This is a genomic window from Celerinatantimonas diazotrophica, assembly GCF_004339545.1.
Lineage (GTDB): Bacteria > Pseudomonadota > Gammaproteobacteria > Enterobacterales > Celerinatantimonadaceae > Celerinatantimonas > Celerinatantimonas diazotrophica.
Window position 1 is genome coordinate 134,382 of record NZ_SMGD01000018.1, and the last position, 18,080, is coordinate 152,461.

18 protein-coding genes are annotated in these 18,080 nt (G+C 42.3%); 8 read left to right on the forward strand and 10 right to left on the reverse strand.

Annotation, left to right across the window (positions count from 1 at the left end):
* Positions 1-7: 7 nt before the first annotated feature.
* The 3 genes from odhB (at position 8) to sucD (ending at position 3,336) form a co-directional block, all read left to right on the forward strand.
* Positions 8-1,228, forward strand: coding sequence for a 2-oxoglutarate dehydrogenase complex dihydrolipoyllysine-residue succinyltransferase (gene odhB, locus EV690_RS17255; RefSeq protein ID WP_131914270.1), 1,221 nt, complete (start codon positions 8-10; stop codon positions 1,226-1,228).
* Between the two features lie 69 nt (positions 1,229-1,297).
* Entirely contained in the window at positions 1,298-2,467 is a 1,170-nt protein-coding gene (gene sucC, locus EV690_RS17260) for an ADP-forming succinate--CoA ligase subunit beta (protein WP_131914271.1), read from the forward strand.
* Complete coding sequence (gene sucD / locus EV690_RS17265) at positions 2,464-3,336, forward strand: succinate--CoA ligase subunit alpha (RefSeq protein ID WP_131914272.1); 873 nt, start codon at positions 2,464-2,466, stop codon at positions 3,334-3,336. Before sucC ends, sucD begins: the two co-directional genes overlap by 4 nt.
* A 91-nt stretch (positions 3,337-3,427) precedes the next feature.
* On the opposite strand, the gene EV690_RS17270 is transcribed toward sucD, so the two are convergent.
* The 6 genes from EV690_RS17270 to dinG form a co-directional block, all read right to left on the reverse strand.
* Complete coding sequence (locus tag EV690_RS17270) at positions 3,428-3,613, reverse strand: hypothetical protein (protein WP_131914273.1); 186 nt, start codon at positions 3,611-3,613, stop codon at positions 3,428-3,430.
* 98 nt (positions 3,614-3,711) lie between these two features.
* The gene (gene rsmS, locus EV690_RS17275) at positions 3,712-3,876 is read right to left on the reverse strand and encodes a pleiotropic regulatory protein RsmS (protein WP_131914274.1); all 165 of its coding nucleotides are present in this window, start codon (positions 3,874-3,876) and stop codon (positions 3,712-3,714) included.
* Positions 3,877-3,972: 96 nt separating this feature from the next.
* A complete protein-coding gene (locus EV690_RS17280) occupies positions 3,973-4,689 on the reverse strand; it encodes a YccT family protein (RefSeq protein ID WP_131914310.1) in 717 nt (238 codons plus the stop codon).
* Positions 4,690-4,702: 13 nt separating this feature from the next.
* Complete coding sequence (priC, locus tag EV690_RS17285) at positions 4,703-5,296, reverse strand: primosomal replication protein PriC (protein ID WP_165872805.1); 594 nt, start codon at positions 5,294-5,296, stop codon at positions 4,703-4,705.
* The gene (locus tag EV690_RS17290; protein WP_131914276.1) at positions 5,278-6,036 is read right to left on the reverse strand and encodes a sulfite exporter TauE/SafE family protein; all 759 of its coding nucleotides are present in this window, start codon (positions 6,034-6,036) and stop codon (positions 5,278-5,280) included. Before EV690_RS17290 ends, priC begins: the two co-directional genes overlap by 19 nt.
* Positions 6,029-8,053, reverse strand: a complete 2,025-nt coding sequence (dinG, locus tag EV690_RS17295) for an ATP-dependent DNA helicase DinG (protein WP_131914277.1) — start codon at positions 8,051-8,053, stop codon at positions 6,029-6,031. The genes EV690_RS17290 and dinG overlap by 8 nt, the downstream gene beginning before the upstream one ends.
* 675 nt (positions 8,054-8,728) lie before the next feature.
* On the opposite strand from dinG, the gene EV690_RS17300 reads away from it, so the two are divergent.
* The gene (locus EV690_RS17300) at positions 8,729-9,796 is read left to right on the forward strand and encodes a porin (RefSeq protein WP_131914278.1); all 1,068 of its coding nucleotides are present in this window, start codon (positions 8,729-8,731) and stop codon (positions 9,794-9,796) included.
* Between the two features lie 220 nt (positions 9,797-10,016).
* On the forward strand, positions 10,017-11,012 hold the full coding sequence (trpS, locus tag EV690_RS17305) for a tryptophan--tRNA ligase (RefSeq protein ID WP_131914279.1): 996 nt from the start codon (positions 10,017-10,019) through the stop codon (positions 11,010-11,012).
* On the opposite strand, the gene EV690_RS17310 is transcribed toward trpS, so the two are convergent.
* Both EV690_RS17310 and EV690_RS17315 read right to left on the reverse strand, forming a co-directional pair.
* Complete coding sequence (locus EV690_RS17310) at positions 11,001-11,567, reverse strand: DNA-J related domain-containing protein (RefSeq protein WP_131914280.1); 567 nt, start codon at positions 11,565-11,567, stop codon at positions 11,001-11,003. The two genes, trpS and EV690_RS17310, sit on opposite strands and share 12 nt — an antisense overlap.
* Positions 11,568-11,605: 38 nt before the next feature.
* Positions 11,606-13,384, reverse strand: coding sequence for a DEAD/DEAH box helicase (locus tag EV690_RS17315; protein ID WP_224055027.1), 1,779 nt, complete (start codon positions 13,382-13,384; stop codon positions 11,606-11,608).
* A 55-nt stretch (positions 13,385-13,439) separates the two neighbouring features.
* Between EV690_RS17315 and EV690_RS17320 the strand changes: the two genes are divergently transcribed.
* On the forward strand, positions 13,440-13,916 hold the full coding sequence (locus EV690_RS17320; protein WP_131914281.1) for an FKBP-type peptidyl-prolyl cis-trans isomerase: 477 nt from the start codon (positions 13,440-13,442) through the stop codon (positions 13,914-13,916).
* A gap of 160 nt (positions 13,917-14,076) precedes the next feature.
* The gene (locus tag EV690_RS17325) at positions 14,077-14,637 is read left to right on the forward strand and encodes an RBBP9/YdeN family alpha/beta hydrolase (RefSeq protein WP_131914282.1); all 561 of its coding nucleotides are present in this window, start codon (positions 14,077-14,079) and stop codon (positions 14,635-14,637) included.
* A 5-nt stretch (positions 14,638-14,642) separates the two neighbouring features.
* On the opposite strand, the gene EV690_RS17330 is transcribed toward EV690_RS17325, so the two are convergent.
* Positions 14,643-15,008, reverse strand: a complete 366-nt coding sequence (locus EV690_RS17330; RefSeq protein WP_131914283.1) for a DnaJ family domain-containing protein — start codon at positions 15,006-15,008, stop codon at positions 14,643-14,645.
* Positions 15,009-15,080: 72 nt separating this feature from the next.
* Positions 15,081-16,064: a GlxA family transcriptional regulator gene (locus tag EV690_RS17335; RefSeq protein WP_131914284.1), complete on the reverse strand. Its 984-nt coding sequence runs from the start codon at positions 16,062-16,064 to the stop codon at positions 15,081-15,083.
* Between the two features lie 99 nt (positions 16,065-16,163).
* Here EV690_RS17335 and EV690_RS17340 point away from each other — a divergent pair, with 99 nt between their 5' ends.
* Entirely contained in the window at positions 16,164-18,011 is a 1,848-nt protein-coding gene (locus tag EV690_RS17340; RefSeq protein WP_131914285.1) for a beta-ketoacyl synthase, read from the forward strand.
* Positions 18,012-18,080: the final 69 nt, after the last annotated feature.

An 18,080-nucleotide genomic window follows, 5' to 3' on the forward strand; every position in this document is an offset into this window, starting at 1 on the left:
TTATGGAATGACCATCGAAATTAAGGTACCTGATCTTCCCGAATCGGTCGCTGATGCAACTATTGCAACCTGGAATAAACAGGTAGGCGATTCAGTTGAAAGAGACGAAGTCATTGTTGAGATTGAAACAGATAAAGTTGTCCTTGAAATCCCAGCTCTGGAAGCCGGTGTTTTAGAAGAAATTGTTGAAGAGGAAGGGGCAACTGTTCTGGCACAGCAGGTGATCGGTAAATTGCGAACCGATGTTGTTGTCGGTGAAGAAACGAAAGCCGTTGAGCCAGCTCCTGCTCAAGAGGAAGTTCCCGTTGAGTCAGATGAGCAAAATGCAACTGATGCTGATGCTGTGGGACCATCGATTCGTCGACTTTTGGCTGAACATTCCCTTGATGCCAGTCAGGTTAAAGGCTCTGGGAAAAATGGGCGCATCACTAAGGCTGATATCGAAGCTCATCTTAAAAATGCCTCACCAAAAGCAAAAGAAAGCCCCGCAACTAACAGCCCTCAGGTGGATGATGTGTTAGCTTCTAGCCGAAGCGAAAAGCGTGTCCCGATGACTCGATTACGCCGACGTGTAGCTGAACGCTTATTGGAAGCTAAAAATAACACGGCCATGTTAACGACGTTTAACGAAGTTAATATGAAGCCAATCATGGAACTGCGTAAAAAATATCGTGATGCTTTTGAAGAACGACACGGTGTTCGTTTAGGGTTTATGTCTTTCTATGTCAAAGCTGTTGTTGAAGCGCTCAAACGTTTTCCTGACGTTAATGCTTCGCTCGATGGTGAAGATATTGTCTATCACAATTATTTTGATGTCAGTATTGCAGTATCGACCCCTCGGGGGTTAGTGACTCCAGTTTTGCGCGATTGTGATCGAATGGGGTCAGCTGATATAGAGAAGAAAATTAAAGAATTAGCGATTAAAGGCCGGGATGGTAAGTTAACCGTTGATGAGATGATGGGAGGTAACTTCACCATTACTAATGGTGGTGTATTCGGCTCTTTAATGTCGACTCCGATTATTAATCCGCCACAAAGCGCGATTTTAGGGATGCATAAAATTCAAGATCGCCCAATGGCAGTGGATGGTAAAGTCGAGATCTTACCTATGATGTATTTGGCTTTATCATATGACCATCGGCAAGTTGATGGCCGGGAGTCTGTGAGCTTTTTGGTTACGATTAAAGAGTTATTAGAAGATCCTGCAAGATTACTTCTAGATGTATAACTATAGCCAGACAAGCATTCATATTCATATTAGTTAATTTAGAGATGCAAACAGAACGGAAAAAACACCATGAATCTTCACGAATATCAAGCAAAACAGCTGTTTCGCGAGTTTGGCCTGCCTGTTCCTGAAGGGTATGTTGCTGAAAACCCTCAGGATGCAGCTCGTAATGTTGACTCGTTAGGAGGCAGCAAATGGGTTGTAAAATGTCAGGTTCATGCTGGTGGACGAGGCAAAGCTGGTGGTGTAAAAGTCACTAGTAGTAAAGAAGAAATTCGACAGTTTGCTCAGAATTGGTTAGGTAAGAATTTAGTTACTTATCAAACCGATGAGAAAGGACAACCAGTTCATAAAATTTTAGTGGAGCAAGCTTCTGATATTGCTTCGGAGTTGTATTTAGGGGCGGTTGTCGATAGAGCAAGTCAGCGCATTGTATTTATGGCATCAACAGAAGGTGGTGTCGAGATTGAAAAAGTAGCGAGTGAATCACCAGAGCTGATTCATACTGCGGCAATTGACCCATTAACGGGTCCTCAACCGTACCAAGCTCGTGAGTTGGCTTTTAAACTTAATTTAGCCGCTAATCAGCAAAAACAGTTCGTAAAACTGTTTATGGGGCTAGCGACGCTATTTCAACAATATGATCTGTCACTGATTGAAATTAACCCGTTAATTATCACTCAGCAGGGCGATTTATTATGTTTGGATGGCAAAATTAATATTGATAATAATGCCCTTTATCGCCAGCCTAAACTGCGTGATATGCAAGATTTGACGCAAGAAGATGAACGTGAGGCGCGAGCCGAACAGTGGGAGCTAAACTATGTAGCTCTTGACGGTAATATTGGCTGTATGGTCAATGGTGCTGGGCTTGCTATGGGAACTATGGATATTATTAAAATCCATGGAGGAGAGCCAGCTAACTTCTTAGATGTCGGGGGCGGTGCAACGAAAGAGCGGGTTGTTGAGGCATTTAAAATCATTCTCTCTGACAGTAATGTGAAGGCTGTATTAGTCAATATTTTTGGGGGAATTGTTCGTTGCGATCTAATTGCTGAGGGAATCATTGGTGCAGTTGCCGAAGTAGGTGTTCATGTTCCGGTTGTGGTTCGCTTAGAAGGCAATAATGCTGATGTCGGTGCTAAAAAACTAGCCGATTCGGGGCTTAATATTATTGCAGCAACGAGCTTAACTGAAGCTGCAAGTCAGGTGGTTAAAGCCGCAGGGGGACAGCAATGAGTATTTTGGTTGATAAAAATACTAAAGTAATCTGCCAGGGCTTTACTGGTGGTCAGGGAACATTTCACTCTCAACAGGCGTTGGAATATGGGACGCAGTTAGTGGGAGGTGTTTCTCCTGGGAAAGGTGGAAGTGAACACTTAGGTTTACCTGTATTTAATACCGTCCGAGAAGCAGTAGATACAACTGGAGCAACCGCATCGGTTATTTATGTTCCTGCACCTTTTTGTAAAGATGCTATTTTAGAAGCGGTTGATGCAGGGATTAAGTTGATCGTTTGTATTACCGAAGGGATCCCAACACTTGATATGCTCGTTGTTAAACAAAAAATTGAGCAAGCTGGTGTTCAGATGATCGGGCCTAACTGTCCTGGGGTTATTACTCCTGGAGAGTGCAAAATTGGTATCATGCCGGGCCATATTCATCTTCCTGGTAAAGTGGGTATCGTATCACGCTCTGGAACTTTAACTTATGAAGCTGTAAAGCAAACGACTGATGAAGGTTTTGGTCAGTCTAGTTGTGTTGGTATTGGTGGCGACCCGATTCCAGGATCTAGTTTTATCGATATACTTGCATTATTCGAAGCTGATGATGCAACACAAGCGATCGTCATGATCGGTGAAATTGGTGGTTCTGCTGAAGAGGAAGCGGCTGCTTACATCAAAGCCAATGTTACTAAGCCAGTGGTCTCCTACATTGCTGGAGTAACCGCACCGGCTGGTAAGCGAATGGGGCATGCTGGTGCGATTATTGCTGGAGGTAAAGGAACTGCTGCTGAAAAATTCGCTGCACTTGAAGATGCGGGTGTTAAAACGGTCCGTAGTCTAGCCGATATAGGGAAGGCATTAAGGGAAGTTACACACTGGTAATATGTTGCTTTTTTAAAATTAATATCGGTATAAAAGAAAAGTCCACATTATTTGATAATGTGGACTTTTTAGTGGCTAAGATCGAATCGAATTAATTATGAGTGGTCAACGCTTTTTCTAGCGACCAGTGAGCTTTTAAACGTTTCTGAACAATATTCGTTTCAATATCGTAAATTTCAGCAAGTTCACTGATAGTCACATAGGGTGCATCATTACAGATTATTGATAATGGCGCATTATTCTTGGGTTGGCTCTCCTCAGCTGAATTCGTAGACATACTCATTAATTCTGACCTCATTTTGATATTAGCTAAAAGATATACAGGTACACCAAAGCACCACCTTTTTCCTAGTGGAGAAAACAAATAGGTGTTATTTAACTTTGGTTGATTTTTGTTCGATTTGCAAGTTTCTTCTGATAGTCGGTCTTAACGATTTCTAACGCTTTTAAGACTACCTCATCTTCGACCTGATTTTCTTCTAACAACTGGATCAAATCGACTGCCAGTTTGATTTCTGGAGGAGCGTTATCGAGAGACATAAAATCCGCACTATTGAAACCTACCGGTTAATTATAACACAATTAAACGGTAGGTTGCAGTTGAGCTAACTCAAACAAATACTAGATGTATGCTGATTACTGTAATAACCAGACTTGGAATGCTTTACGTTGGGCTTTACTTGCTTTGTTATACCAGAACTTAAGCATATTAAACGGCTCATTTTTGGCCTCAGCCGGTTTATGTGAGTGGTCAATCATCCAGATACGAATATCTTTGCGGGTCTGAACATCCGATTTGTTGTACCAGAATTTCATCATAGTAAATTCATTCGAGTCTGCTATCTCTTTCGGCGCTGGTGCTGGAGCATCATAACCGTCAGTAGTGTCTCCTTCGAAACGGCGAATCTCTTGAACATAATTACGAGTCGGCTGGAACCCTGGTTTTAACGGCAGCATCTGTTGATGATAATTTGCTTTTTTGCCATCGGCTGTGACAATCGTAAAATCAGGTTTATCAGCGAATTTTTTAGCTTTACGTTGGAAATAAAAATGTGGTGCTTTAAGTGTTAAAACAGCATCTTTACTCACCTTGGTTTCGATAATGATGGGTTGAGATTGGAAATTATTGCTGTCTTTGCCATGGCGAATCGTTTGATTATAACGCACAACAAATTGGTGGTGACCCGCTTTGACATTAACTTTAAAATCACCGCCAAAATTATTTGCAGGTTGTAAATCAACATACATAATTTGAAAAGATGTTGGGACTTCAAATGTGGCAGCAACTGCGGGTATGGCAACACTTCCCAATATAATGGAACTGAATAAAATTGCTTTGTGATTAAAGCGCATACATAACTCCTAACTAGCGCGATTGTTTTTGATTAATAAGTTGTTCTAGTTGCCAGGTCGTGCGTTGGCACCGTCCGTAGCGTGTTTTTAGATCAAGAATGCTTGTTTGCAATACAGCACTTTGCTCGATACTGGTTGACCGATTTAATTGTAGAATTTTCACATCGATTTCTTCTTTTAAACGGTGCTCAAATATATGCTGCTGTTCTAATTTAGCATAAAGCTGCGTTAAATTGCCCGAATCCACTACCTTTTTTACTTTCGAGCGCCAAACATCCACTTTGGCTTTTGTTCTTGTTTGCTGATGGGATAGTCGGTTTATCACCCCTTGAAGCATGATAAATTTACCACATAATCGGTCACAATAAAGTTGCAACAAGTCGGTATCCGCTGTTTTTTGACTCAGACGCTGTAATCGACTGAGATCATCAAAGAGTTCATCCGCATAATCGCAGAATAGATCTGAAAGACAGTGAAAGCGCTCATCTTTGCGAGCTAGAACCTGATAAGCACGTCTGCCTTGTTGATCAGCAAGCTTGGCTTGCTCGCGTAAGATGGTTAGTTGCCTTTCTAGCTTTGAGATTTGTTCTAAAACCAAGCTTGCCATGCTAATTTCCCTGCTAAGATAATGACAATAACAACAAATACCGGACGAATAAAATTTTCGCCAAAGCGGATCGCTGAGTGGGCACCAACCCATGCCCCTATCATCATACTACAACCGAGCATGATCCCAATTGACCAATTTACATGGCCGAGATAAACAAATGTCAGCAGCGAAACAAAGTTGCTGGTGAAATTCATTGCCTTGGCAATTGCGGCACACAATAACATGCGAAAGCGATACAGCGCCAGAGAAGAAACTAACCAAAAGGCGCCAATGCCAGGGCCTGCAAATCCATCATAAAACCCTAGAGAGAGACCTTGTAGCCATTGTTTAGGATGAAAATGCGAGGGCAATTGTATTTGTGGCTTATGTCGCTGACGGTGTTGCCATATTGTATAGATTGCGCTTGTTATAATGATCACGGGTAGAAACTTTTCTAACCAGTAACGACTGACTAAATTAACAATGAAGACACCGCTGATAGCGCCAATAGTGGTCGCTAAAAAGCAGCGCCACCAAAGTTTGGGGCGAAATAATTGTTGTCGATAAAACGTAATGGTTGCGGTGCTTGATGCAAAACTCGCTGCCAGTTTATTTGTTCCTAATGCCAGATGGGGCGGAAGTCCAAGGCCTAATAAGGCTGGAATCGTTAATAGACCTCCACCACCGGCGATGGCATCGATAAACCCAGCCGTCAGGCCTGTGGCAACGATGAAAAATAAATTAATTGAATCAATCATTGATATAGGATAACTGATAACTCGGCAGTGCTTTTAATAGCTGTTGCCCATAGCGACGAGTCACCATACGTGAATCAAGGATGGCGATAATACCTGAATCCGATTCATTTCTCATCAATCGGCCACAACATTGAATTAATTTTCGGCTCGTTTGCGGTAATGTGAGTTGTAAAAATGGGTTCAGTCCTTTGCTTTCAAGTAATTCTGCATGGCTTTGTGTAACTGGGTCGGTTGGCACAGCAAAAGGGAGGCGGGGAATCACTAAATGCGTCAGATAATGTCCCGGTAAATCAATGCCTTCTCCAAATCCTGTGGTTGCAATGAGTAACCCTTGTTTATACGCGTCAACATGCGCTCGATATGATTTAAGCAATGCTTCATTCGATTGTGTGCCTTGAATGAAAACTCCGTTTGGATGAAGCCGATTGACACTATCGGCTAAATCATCAACCAGTTGATACGATGTACAAAGTACGACCATTGCGGTCCCTGTTGTATAATTGTTGATTACATAAGAGGCTAAGTGCTCAAGATAATTCTGTTCTGTAGGAGCAGGGAATGTTTTGCTCAAGCGCAGTGTGACCTGACTATAATTAAATGGTGAAGGGTTGCGCAATTGTTGTTTGTTCTCTAACCATCGATATAAACCGGTCTGGATTAAAAAATAATCAAAACGCCCCAGCGCCGAAAGAGTGGCAGATAATGCCACGGCAGCAAAGGCTCGTTGCCATAAAATGGCTTGTAATTTACTTCCCACTACTAAAGGCGATAACGATAATGTGCAATCCTGATCGCTGCGCTCATACCAATAAGCAAAAGGCGTTTGATCTGATTCCCTTTGGCAGTGATAAAGCGTGTTCATAATATTCTCGGCCAATACTTGAAATGGCCCCAGCTGCGATAGTTTTGTTTCAGCCATTCCCTGCGTGATCTGTCCATCACTGGCGGCTTCTTGGAGTTGTCCCGCAAATTGTTCGAGTGTTCGCTGAAATTTTTGGGCACTGCTCTGATAATTATGGGCTAAATCTTTGATTGATTTAGGCAGATTTCCGGGGGAGAACCGCCAAATTTTATCTTCAAAAGCATGGTCATTTTGGGACTGAAAATCATATAGGCGATTTAATAATTGCATCAAATCTGCAATGGCTTCGAGCGCCGTTAACCGCGATTGAATAAACCCTCCGTTGTTCAGTTTTTCATTGATCTGGCTAATCCACAAGCGGACTTGTTCTAACTGGTTTAATGAATATTTTAATGGTAATTGACAAAGACTGGCCTCACGCGTGATGTCAGCAATTAAGTGGGCTTCGTCAAAGATATAAATAACTTCTTCAGGCTCTGGTAGCACAATTCCGCCACCGCGCTCCAGATCAGCAATTAATAAACTATGGTTGGTGATAATGACATCTGTTTTTTGCAGTGCCTGGCGTGCCTTAGAAAAAGGGCATTGTCGGTGCCGTGGCATAGTATTGTTGCAACTAAAGCTATCACTTTGGATTTGCTGCCAAATAGCTTCGGGAATTGGTGTCGGCCAGCTATCTCGATCGCCGTGCCATTGATTTGTTTTTAGAGCTTGCCAAAGTTGGTTGATGACGATTGCTTGTTGTTGTCGCTTGGGGGCGAGTGATAATCGTTTTAATTTATGTTTGCAGCAATACCGTTGCCTTCCCTTGGCCAGATGAAACGAGAATTTTCCTTCTAAGGCCCGGTGGACTTTTGGAAGTTCTTGGGTCATGAGCTGTTGCTGCAGGGCAACGGTTGCTGTTGAAATCACTAGTTTACGGTGAAATTGCAGCGCTAAAGGAATTGCAGCTAATAAATAGGCGAGTGATTTGCCAGTGCCGGTTCCTGACTCAACCAGCAATATACGTTGTTTGGGGTTGATTTCGCCTGCTATAGCCTGAGCAATGGCTGCAATCAGTTTGTTTTGTGCCGCTCTCGGGGAAAAACTCGGGTTCTGTTCTCTAAGATTTTGATACGTTTTGCGAATCAGTTTTTTGTGTTGGGCACTTAACATAAATGAGATTATTCTGTGGGCGAGCTATTATGATAGCGGCTTTATAGAGTAAAAGCAGGTCACCTCAAAGTATTTTAGCGTGGATGAAATTTGTTTGGGGAGGGTAAGTGCAATTGATAAGAGGTTTTACGCTGCTGTTGACTTAAGCTCGTCATTCGACGCACAAGAGGCTAGCGAACGAGCGAATCTATTAAAATAAAGGATTCAGGTAGAGTCATATTTTGATGGCCACAATAAATATTTTTTAATCTACGGTTGCTTGTTTTGATAACAAAATCCAATTAATAGATTGTAAAGCGTCAGTAATTATTAGAAACTGACGCAGTCTTTGTTTATACTAAAAGCTCATTGCTGGTTTAAACATAAACGTTTTTTTTTGTTGTATATGTAAGCTATCATTTTTTACATCGGAATCTTACCGATTCTCATAATTCGCTCAGTTAAATTTAATTCGTTTTCACGCTGTTAAATTTTGACATTCATCACATCTTTTTGCTGAATGACGATTCAAAAATCCTCTAAAAATCGAGTATTTACATTATTTGTAAAAAGTTCAATTTTTTATTGCGAAAATTAAAAACCGATGGTAGGCTCAGTAGCGACAGTTAGTTGATTTAACTGTTAGACTGCGAATACTAAGGATTATGTGTTTAATTGCTTAAAAGGCACAGGACAATGAAAAAAACTATTCTAGCTCTGGCTGTACCTGCTCTTCTGGCAGCCTCTGCCGCAGCAACCGCTGCAAACGTTTATAAAACTGACTCTCAGTCTATGGACGTTTATGGTCGTGTTGAAGCTGATCTGACTAATGCTGGTCACGACAACAGCCAGGAAAAAACTACCGATCTTAATACTTCTGCTCGTTTAGGTATTAAAGGCACCACTAAATTAACCGATAGCCTGAGTGCATTTGCTCGTGGTGAGTGGCAGGTTAATGGCGAAAATTCTGACTCAGATCAATTCAAATCTCGTCACGTTTATTTAGGTTTGGATGCTGGTACTGCTGGGAATATCAAATTTGGTCAGACAGATACTCCTTTATACACCAGCTTAACTCACGTGATCGATATCTTCGACCAATGGGGTATGGAAGCACAGCAAGGCCTTTATGGTGAGTCTCGCCAGCAAAGCCAGGCTATTTATTCTAATACCTTCGGTCCAGTATCTGTTCAGTTGGGTTATCAGTTCCACACTACTGGTGCTAAAGATGCTTTAGGTTTTGGCGGTGGTTCCAGCAATCCAACAGATAATCAGAATGGTGCATACTCTGCTGCTGTTGTTTACAATACTGGTATGGGGCTGAATGTACACGCTGCATACGCGCGTCAGAACTTTGATGGCGCAATCAAAGGTAATAAAGATAACTACGGCTTTGGTTTAGATTACACCAACGATAACTTGTATGCAGGTTTTGTCTATTTAGGTGCTAAATCTAATCCAGATGGTAGCGGTAATGACTTGACTGTTAACTCTTATGACTTGGTTGGTGCATATACTATGGGCCAGACTCGTATCTATACTGGTTGGGGTATCCAACGTCAGTCAGGCGATGGTGCAGCTAGTACATTTGCCGCTCATGATGGAACAGCAATTAACTCATACAAATTGGGTGTTGAATATAACTTCACTTCAAACTTCCTGAGTTGGGTTGAATACCGTCATAATAACGGTTCTGATGCTGGCGATACAGCCAATGCATTTGCAGCAAACGAAGTTGCAGTATCTGCACAGTATAACTTCTAAGTTTTGCTTAAATGCTTGAATTTAAAAACCAGCCTTTATGGCTGGTTTTTTATACGATTGAAAGCCCATTGCCCATGTTAAGCTTTATCAATTTAAACTTGTCTGTTTTAATAGGTTGGCGCGCTTATTTCAAGCGGCGTTAACTTGTGTTATTGCCGCCTTACCTGGCGGTTTTGTCTATAGACTGCCTTGGTAGGTCAGCTACAAAGGAAAGTCATTCATGCAAGATTCTATTCTTACCGGTGATCGCCCAACAGGGGCTTTGCATCTTGGTCACTTTATCGGCTCTCTAAAGCAACGTGTTGCCCTGCAGGAGCAGTATCCCCAAACCGTTTTAATTGCTGATATGCAGGCTTTGACCGATAACGGTACTGATTTAAAAAAAGCATCACAAAATATTGTTGAAGTCATGGCGGATTATTTGGCGGTTGGTATTGACCCAACTAAAACGACGATTTGTCAGCAATCTGCACTGCCGGCTTTAGCTGAACTGACCATGTTTTATGCAAACTTAGTGAGTGTTTCCCGTTTAGAACGTAACCCGACTGTGAAAGCTGAGATTGCCTCAAAACAGTTTGGCGACTCGATACCCGCTGGTTTTTTAACTTACCCAATTAGCCAGGCTGCCGACATCACTGCTTTTAAGGCGACATTAGTGCCAGTTGGCGATGACCAGTTACCGATGCTTGAACAAACCAATGAGATTGTTCGTAAGGTGAATCGTCTAGCTAACAAGCAAATTTTAGTAGAATGTAAGCCGCTACTTTCTAATATTTCTCGACTGCCTTCCGTGGATGGTAAAAATAAGATGTCTAAGTCGTTAGGCAACACGATTATGCTTGGCAGTGATGAAGATTCCATTCGCAAAGCGGTTAAATCAATGTATACCGATCCAAATCACCTGCGAGTTGCAGATCCAGGACAGGTGGAAGGCAACGTTGTTTTTACCTATTTAGATGCTTTTTATCCAGATCAAAGTTATGTTAATGAATTAAAAGAGCATTATAAAGCGGGGGGGTTAGGCGACACCAAAATCAAAGGCATTTTAGAAGAGTGTCTGCAAGAGCTGATTCGGCCAATTCGTGAGGAGCGTCAGAAATTAATAGCCGACCCTCAATACTTGATAAGCGTGTTGAAAGCTGGAACAGAAAAAGCACGGAAAGTCACCGATGAAGTCGCTGTTGCTGTAAAAAACATGTATGGATTAATGCTTTAGCTGCTGATAGGCTTGAGTGATCTTTTCAAATTGTTTTGCATCTCCCCCGCGATCGGGATGGTGTTTCAAAGCCATTTCTTTATAGCGTTGCTTGATCTGGCTTTGGTTTGCGCCACAGGGGAGTTGCAAAATAGTTAAAGCATTATCATGATTGACAGCAAATCCATTCCAAAAATCATTGAGTAATTTTTCAACGTCAGCTACCTGTGTTTGAGCGAGCTGTTCCCAGTCTAAATAATAGTCTCGCAATGCATCGTGCTTTATCACGTGGGATCTATTATCAGCTCGATGCTGTTTTAATAGTTCAATATTTAGTGCTCCAATCGCAAGGGTAAAATCGTAATTTAGCAACATATCTCGTAGCTGATATAAAGCATTCATCACTACGAAATGGTGCTGAAATAGTTTCAGCTCTGAGTTTTTCGGATCAAACTGAACTAAAAAAGAGTGGTTTTGCAGTTTTTTCATTAGTTGATATTCGCTGATTGGAACCAGCTCGTAAGAGAGGATCTTCAAGACATCGCTATTGAGTGGATTACATTTTAGCTTGTTCATCTCTTTACTGTGGTGAATTGTTTATCATTTGTCAAAAATTAATGCTCCTGATTGGCTAATCGATATGCCCCTTGATAATCAAATATTCGTGCCTGTATTTTCCAAAAGTGACCTTTTTTCCGAGCAATCACAAAATCGGGGGGACGATAGTTTCGCTCATTGGCCATGGCTTGCTCAAGATTTTTGATCCATTTGGGGTCAAGCCACTGACGTTTTGCAAAGATCAAATTAAATTGCTTGAGAACCCTCGTTTTTTTTAAATCGAATTTTTCACTTAATTCGACTCCATCTTCATCATAATAGCGTATAACTAATTGGTTTTGCTCATTAAAAAAACGTATTCCAGCACAACGAATAACTTTAGCATCTTTTAGGGATAACGCTTTTTTTAATTGCTCATCGGGGTCTATCAGAGTCTCTCCACATTGTTGACATTGTCTGGCGGCAATATCATTTTCTCCCAAGCAATGGGGGCATTGTTTATAGCGAAAGCGGTAGTTGCATTGTTGTTGGACATGATCTATTTCGATTAATCCTTGACAGCGACGACCATAATGTTCCATTAGCTGACCATCAGCATCCAGCTTTCCCCAAAAGGTATTGGAAAATCCACATTCAGGACAGGGCACCATAACGGGGACACTATCTGAATCTGGTTTAGGTTGACCGACTTCAGGTTGGTAAAGGTTGAAGCCATTTCCCGCATAATCAATCACTAAACAATCTGATTTATCAGGTGAAAGTCTCAACCCGCGGCCAACGATTTGTTGAAATAAACTGAGTGATTCTGTTGGCCGTAGCAGTGCGATCATGTCAACATGTGGGGCATCAAATCCAGTCGTTAATACCGATACATTCACTAAATACTTAATCTTTTGCTGTTTAAATTGCTTAATGGTCTCGCTGCGTTCATTCGCTGGAGTATTTGCTATGACAAGTGCTGCGGATTGTTCACTAAGATATCCCATAATTTCTTTGGCGTGTCGAACTGTTGCGGCAAAGATCATCACGCCTTTTCGTGTTTCGGCAAGCTCAATGACTTGGCCGATAATTGCTTGAGTGACTCGTTTGGAGCGAACCAGTAATGTATTCATTGCTGCTTCCGGGAATAGCCCTTTTGAGTCACGACACGCGTCAAACGGATATTGTGCAATCGGGGCATCGATCATCTTAGGCGGTGTTAAATAACCGCGTCGAATCAGTGTGGCAAGTGTCAGTTCATAAATACCATGAGTGAATGCGGGTTGCTTGGTCGGCCTGACAAATCCCCGGTAGTCATATTGGTAGCACCATCCTTGATTGAGCCGATAAGGGGTCGCAGTTAATCCCAGAACCTTCAGTTTTGGGTTAAACGTGTTTAGATGCATTAATAATTGCTGATATTGGCTATCTTTATCGCAGCTGACCCGATGACATTCGTCAATAATAATTAGGGAATAATAGCGATTAAAATCATCTAAGTTTCGAGAAGCGGATTGGATACTGGCAAAACAGACTTTTTGGTCAGTTTCTTTTTCATTTAATCCCGCAGCAAAAATAGAGCATGACTCGCCCAGCAGGCGATATTTCGCAGCATTTTGCTCAACCAATTCACTAACGTGTGCTAACACTAAAATTGGATAGTGTGCGAGTCTGGCAAGTTCAGCGATCACCAGACTTTTGCCGGCTCCAGTGGGCAGGACAATTAGGGCAGATTCGTCACTTTTTTGAAAATGATGGATCACTGCATCCACTGCTTGGCGTTGGTAATCTCGAAGTTTAAACAAAAAATCGGGTATTAATGAGTTGGATTTGCCATCTATTCTAGCGACTGGCACTATATAACGCTACACTCAACGATTTACATTTACGTATTAAGCCTGAGAGTCAATTATGAAAATTGCTGAAAACAAAGTAGCGCTCATCCACTATACCGTGTCAGCCCAAGGTGCTGAGCTCGATAGTTCCGAAGGTAAGGAGCCTCTGGCTTATATTGCCGGACAGGGCTTTTTAGTTCCAGGCTTAGAAGATGCGCTGATGGGACATGAAGCAGGAGAAACGCTTGAAGTTGAAGTCCCAGCTGATAAAGCATATGGACAGCGTGATGACCATTTAATGCAGGCTGTGCCTAAAACGATGTTTGAAGGCATGGATGTGGAACCGGGGATGCAGTTTCGTGCCACTACTGATAATGGCGAGCAAACGGTCATGGTTTTGGAAGTACAAGATGAAGAAGTCGTGATTGATGGCAACCATCCTCTTGCTGGAATGGATTTGTTTTTCAATGTACGGATTGAGCAAGTTCGTGATGCGACTGAAGAAGAGCTGCAGCACGGTCATGTTCATGGTGTTGGGGGACATCATCACTAGGATTACATTGCTCATTAATATAAACTTTAGTGATAAGAAGATGCCTATATGGCATCTTTTTGATATAAGATACAACGAATCTTTATTGGTGCTGATGGCCAGATAGGCGTTTAATAAAGTGGTACATTCACCAAGTTTATCTGGAGTCACTTTATTATTTATGACGCATATTTATTTAGTACATGGTTATACGGCATCGATCGATTCGCATTGGTTTCCATGGCTTGAGCGTTCGTTAGCCAGAGAATTCCCACAAGTTACATTGACCCGCATAGCGATGCCAAATTCGAATGCACCAGAGGTTGAGCGTTGGCTCGGTACGTTAAATCAGCAGTTAAATTGCGATCCATCGACGATTTTAATCGGGCATAGCTTAGGTTGTATCACGTTGTTACGATATTTAGCACAAAGTGGAAGTCCGATTAAAGGACTGTTGTTAGTCTCGGGATTTGCTGCTTCTGTCGCTCATTTAAAAGAGCTCGATCCTTTTGTGGATGTTGAATTACCTTATATGCAATTGCAAAAGCAAATTCCTCATCGAGTGATGCTTCTGAGTGACAATGATGATGTTATACCGCCTTCTTATAGCGAACAATTGGCAAGAGATTTGCGGATGAAGCAGGTAAAAGTAAAAGGTTATGGTCATTTTGTTGCAAGAGAAGGTGTCACCTCGCTCCCACAGGCTTTGCAGGTGATCTCAGATATCTTACACACTGATTGATGACTCTAATAATTAACGGGTAACGAGCGTAGATAACGATGAATAAACGCCGTATTGATCCCCTTAATGCGCATTCTTAATTCAAGTTGTTGTAGCTTTTTATAGTCAGGGTGCTCAATGAGCTGATCTTTGGATTCAAATCCGACTGATTTGAGCAAATCACATAGTTGCAGTGCATCCTGATGCTGTTGTAGCTCTGGGGGAATATATCCTGCATTTTTTAAAAGTCGATATCCAGCACGCAACTGCTGTGGGACTTGACTATCGTCATCTAGCCGCAACGGTTTACCTTTGCCGGGCAGATTGGAGAGGTCTCCCTGAGCAAGTGCTTTAGAGATATATCCTTCTGCCATCTGATCGAAGATATTCATATATTTTCTAGTTCTATCATTGCCAATTTAATTTATCTTAGCGCCTTTGTTCATCTATTGCGAATCATGTAATTAAGCGCTGGCATTGTATATTTTAGCTTTAACCATATGTCGGTATTCACTGGGGGTGATTTGGCAAATTTGTTTAAAGCGCACCGAAAATAGGTAGCTGTCCTTATAGCCCACTTGTTCAGCGACATCCTGAATCGACATACTAAAGTCTCTTAAAAGTTGTTGAGCGGTATTGATGCGCTGTTGCTGAAGGTACTGGTGTGGTGTTTGTCCGACTTGCTCTTTAAATTTACGATTAAAAGTGCGTAAAGGAAGTCCACATTGATTAGCGATAGTTTGCGAGGTCATGCTCAATGCAAGATTGCGTTTCATCCAGTCCTGAGCCAATGCAATGGATTCGTCAAACTGTAATTGCCCGCCAATTTGGTAAAAAGGTTGTTGTGATGTCCGCGAAACTTCATGACCATATTGCGTTTCAATAATACTAGCGATTCGTTGACCAAAATTTTCGGTAATCAGATAAAGTAACATTTCGGCCTGCGAGTTGATACTCGCTGTGCAGTAGATACCATCTGCAGCGGTAATTGAAGCTTGCCGGTTGAGTTTAATTTTGGGATAACGAGCCGCGAATTTATCGTAATAGTACCAGTGTGTCGTTGCGACTTGATTATCTAATAATCCAGCCTGGGCGGGCCAGACAACGCCCGTTCCGGTTGCAATGATCTGGCAACTTCGCTGATAGTTATCGATGAGCCACTGGGTTAATCCCGGTGTTTGCTTTAACGCAGAGAGCGGGTTTCCCCACATTGGCGGGAGCACAATAATGTCGGCGTTAAAATTATCAGCAAAAGTCATGTCGGGTTGGAGTGTGAGTCCGCCAGTGAGCGGAGGACTTTCGTGCGTTGCTGCAATCAGCCTAATATTTAAAGGGGCCTCTTTTTGAAGTTTTCTATCGCGCAAAATTGCAGCACTGGTTAACATTTCGACAGGTAAAGAGATCCCCGTGATCAGAGCTCTTGGATAAAGTACGAATGCTACATTCATATTTGGCCTAAATTTTGTATTTTTTGGCATTAATTACAGGTTACAGCGTAACATAAATTGGTAATCTTAGCGTCATATTTATTTGGTTCAGGCAGTAGTATGACAAAAATTCCTGTAATTGTTGGTTTCGGTGGTATGAACGCCGCAGGGCGCAGTTCTGGTTTTCATAGTTACAAACGTATGATTGCCGATGTGTTAAGTACCCAGCAGATGGCTTCCACCTGGCAAGATCTTGCTTTACGCATGGGACTCGATGGTGAACATATTAATGATGATGTTATTGAAGCAATTAAACAGGGAACGTTAGTGCGACGGGTCGAAACTTTCGATCCTGACCATTTGCTTTATCAATCAAGAGCGACATTAGCAAGCAATGATGGCGAATTGCATTTCACGATTCGCAAAAGCAAATTGCCGACTTCTATCCCAGAGAATTGGCAGCTTGAGGAGCAAGGTAGCAAAGTTAAAGTTATTGTATCTGGAAATTTAGAGGCGCTCCTTCCCGAGGAGGTCTCATTCCCAGTGAGTAGTGCAGCAAATATACCAAGCGGATTTGATCCGGGCACTCTTTACAATGCACGGTTTCACCCGAGAGGCATTAAACTCAGTATTTATGGTGCTTCAGACTTAATTAACTCGCTGGGTATAGAGTGGGAAGCAATCCTCTCTTGTATTACGCCCGATCAAGTCAGTGTGTATGCGGGCAGTTCAATGGGGCAGATTGATCAGCAGTCGATGCAAGGAATGATGGGAGCCCCATTAACTGGCGGACGAGTGAGTTCGAAAATGATGGCTATGTCGTTCGCGCAAATGCCTGCCGATTTTATTAATAGCTATGTTTTAAACTCTATTGGTAACACCGGGACGAATATGGGCGCCTGCGCAACGTTTTTATATAACTTGCGTCAGGGAATGATGGATATTCAAAATGGCTCAGCCCGTATTGCGATTATCGGCAATGCTGAGGCCCCAATCGTTGCTGAGTTAATGGAAGGCTACCGTGTCATGGGAGCTCTGGCTGAAGATCGTCAACTATGTGCATTGGACGGTTCTGATACGCCAGATAATCGCCGAGCTTGTCGGCCATTTGCAGAAAATGCTGGCTTCACGATGGGGGAATCAGCACAGTTTATTGCGTTGATGGATGATGAATTGGCTGTTGAACTCGGAGCGACGATTTATGGCAGTGTTGCTGATGTATTCGTCAACGCTGATGCCAATAAAAAATCGATTTCTGCTCCTGGGGTAGGGAACTATGTCACTATGGCGAAGGCTACCGCGTTGGCTAAGGCTATTCTGGGGGATGAAGGTTTACAACAAACTTATGTGCAGGCGCACGGAACTGGAACACCACAAAACCGGGTGACAGAAAGTCATATTCTCAATGAAGTGGCTAAAACCTTTGGGATTAAGGATTGGCCGGTCACGGCAATTAAATCATATGTGGGTCATTCAATGGGGGTTGCTGGTGGTGATCAATTGATTGCTTCTCTTGGGGTTTGGCGTTACGGCTATATTCCGGGGATTAAAACGATCGATCAGGTCGCTGAAGATGTTCATCGTTCAAATCTGAATATTCTGACTGATCACCACTTTGTGGGAGAACAAGGAAAAGACTGCCAGGCTGTGATTATTAACGCTAAAGGATTTGGTGGCAACAACGCCTCGGCCTTAGTTTTATCGCCAGTAAAAACGATGACCATGTTAAGTCATAAGTATGGTTCTGAAAAGCTCACTGCTTATCAGCAGAAGAATGCTCAAGTCGTTCGCAATTGCCAGCAGTATGATCAACAAGCGTGTCAGGGCCATGAGCCAATGTTGTATCACTTTGGGGAGGCAGTGATGGATGAAAGTCACATAACTCTAAGTGCTTCGCAAATTCGCTTAACTAAGTTTGCCCAAGCTATCCCGCTCCCCACTCATAATCCATTTAAAGATTATTGTTAGGGCTTTGTATAAAAAAGAAAACCACCGAATTTCGGTGGTTTTCTTTTTACAAGCAATCTATTTAATTTA

Excerpts from the sequence above, each read along its gene's own strand:
- sucC (WP_131914271.1), top strand. The coding sequence starts at position 1,298 with ATGAATCTTCACGAATATCAAGCAAAACAGCTGTTTCGCGAGTTTGGC.
- EV690_RS17290 (WP_131914276.1), bottom strand. The coding sequence starts at position 6,036 with ATGATTGATTCAATTAATTTATTTTTCATCGTTGCCACAGGCCTGACG.
- EV690_RS17330 (WP_131914283.1), bottom strand. The coding sequence starts at position 15,008 with ATGAATATCTTCGATCAGATGGCAGAAGGATATATCTCTAAAGCACTT.
- sucD (WP_131914272.1), top strand. The coding sequence starts at position 2,464 with ATGAGTATTTTGGTTGATAAAAATACTAAAGTAATCTGCCAGGGCTTT.
- priC (WP_165872805.1), bottom strand. The coding sequence starts at position 5,296 with ATGGCAAGCTTGGTTTTAGAACAAATCTCAAAGCTAGAAAGGCAACTA.
- rsmS (WP_131914274.1), bottom strand. The coding sequence starts at position 3,876 with ATGTCTCTCGATAACGCTCCTCCAGAAATCAAACTGGCAGTCGATTTG.
- odhB (WP_131914270.1), top strand. The coding sequence starts at position 8 with ATGACCATCGAAATTAAGGTACCTGATCTTCCCGAATCGGTCGCTGAT.
- trpS (WP_131914279.1), top strand. The coding sequence starts at position 10,017 with ATGCAAGATTCTATTCTTACCGGTGATCGCCCAACAGGGGCTTTGCAT.
- dinG (WP_131914277.1), bottom strand. The coding sequence starts at position 8,053 with ATGTTAAGTGCCCAACACAAAAAACTGATTCGCAAAACGTATCAAAAT.
- EV690_RS17300 (WP_131914278.1), top strand. The coding sequence starts at position 8,729 with ATGAAAAAAACTATTCTAGCTCTGGCTGTACCTGCTCTTCTGGCAGCC.
- EV690_RS17335 (WP_131914284.1), bottom strand. The coding sequence starts at position 16,064 with ATGAATGTAGCATTCGTACTTTATCCAAGAGCTCTGATCACGGGGATC.
- EV690_RS17310 (WP_131914280.1), bottom strand. The coding sequence starts at position 11,567 with ATGAACAAGCTAAAATGTAATCCACTCAATAGCGATGTCTTGAAGATC.
- EV690_RS17325 (WP_131914282.1), top strand. The coding sequence starts at position 14,077 with ATGACGCATATTTATTTAGTACATGGTTATACGGCATCGATCGATTCG.
- EV690_RS17270 (WP_131914273.1), bottom strand. The coding sequence starts at position 3,613 with ATGTCTACGAATTCAGCTGAGGAGAGCCAACCCAAGAATAATGCGCCA.
- EV690_RS17320 (WP_131914281.1), top strand. The coding sequence starts at position 13,440 with ATGAAAATTGCTGAAAACAAAGTAGCGCTCATCCACTATACCGTGTCA.
- EV690_RS17280 (WP_131914310.1), bottom strand. The coding sequence starts at position 4,689 with ATGCGCTTTAATCACAAAGCAATTTTATTCAGTTCCATTATATTGGGA.
- EV690_RS17340 (WP_131914285.1), top strand. The coding sequence starts at position 16,164 with ATGACAAAAATTCCTGTAATTGTTGGTTTCGGTGGTATGAACGCCGCA.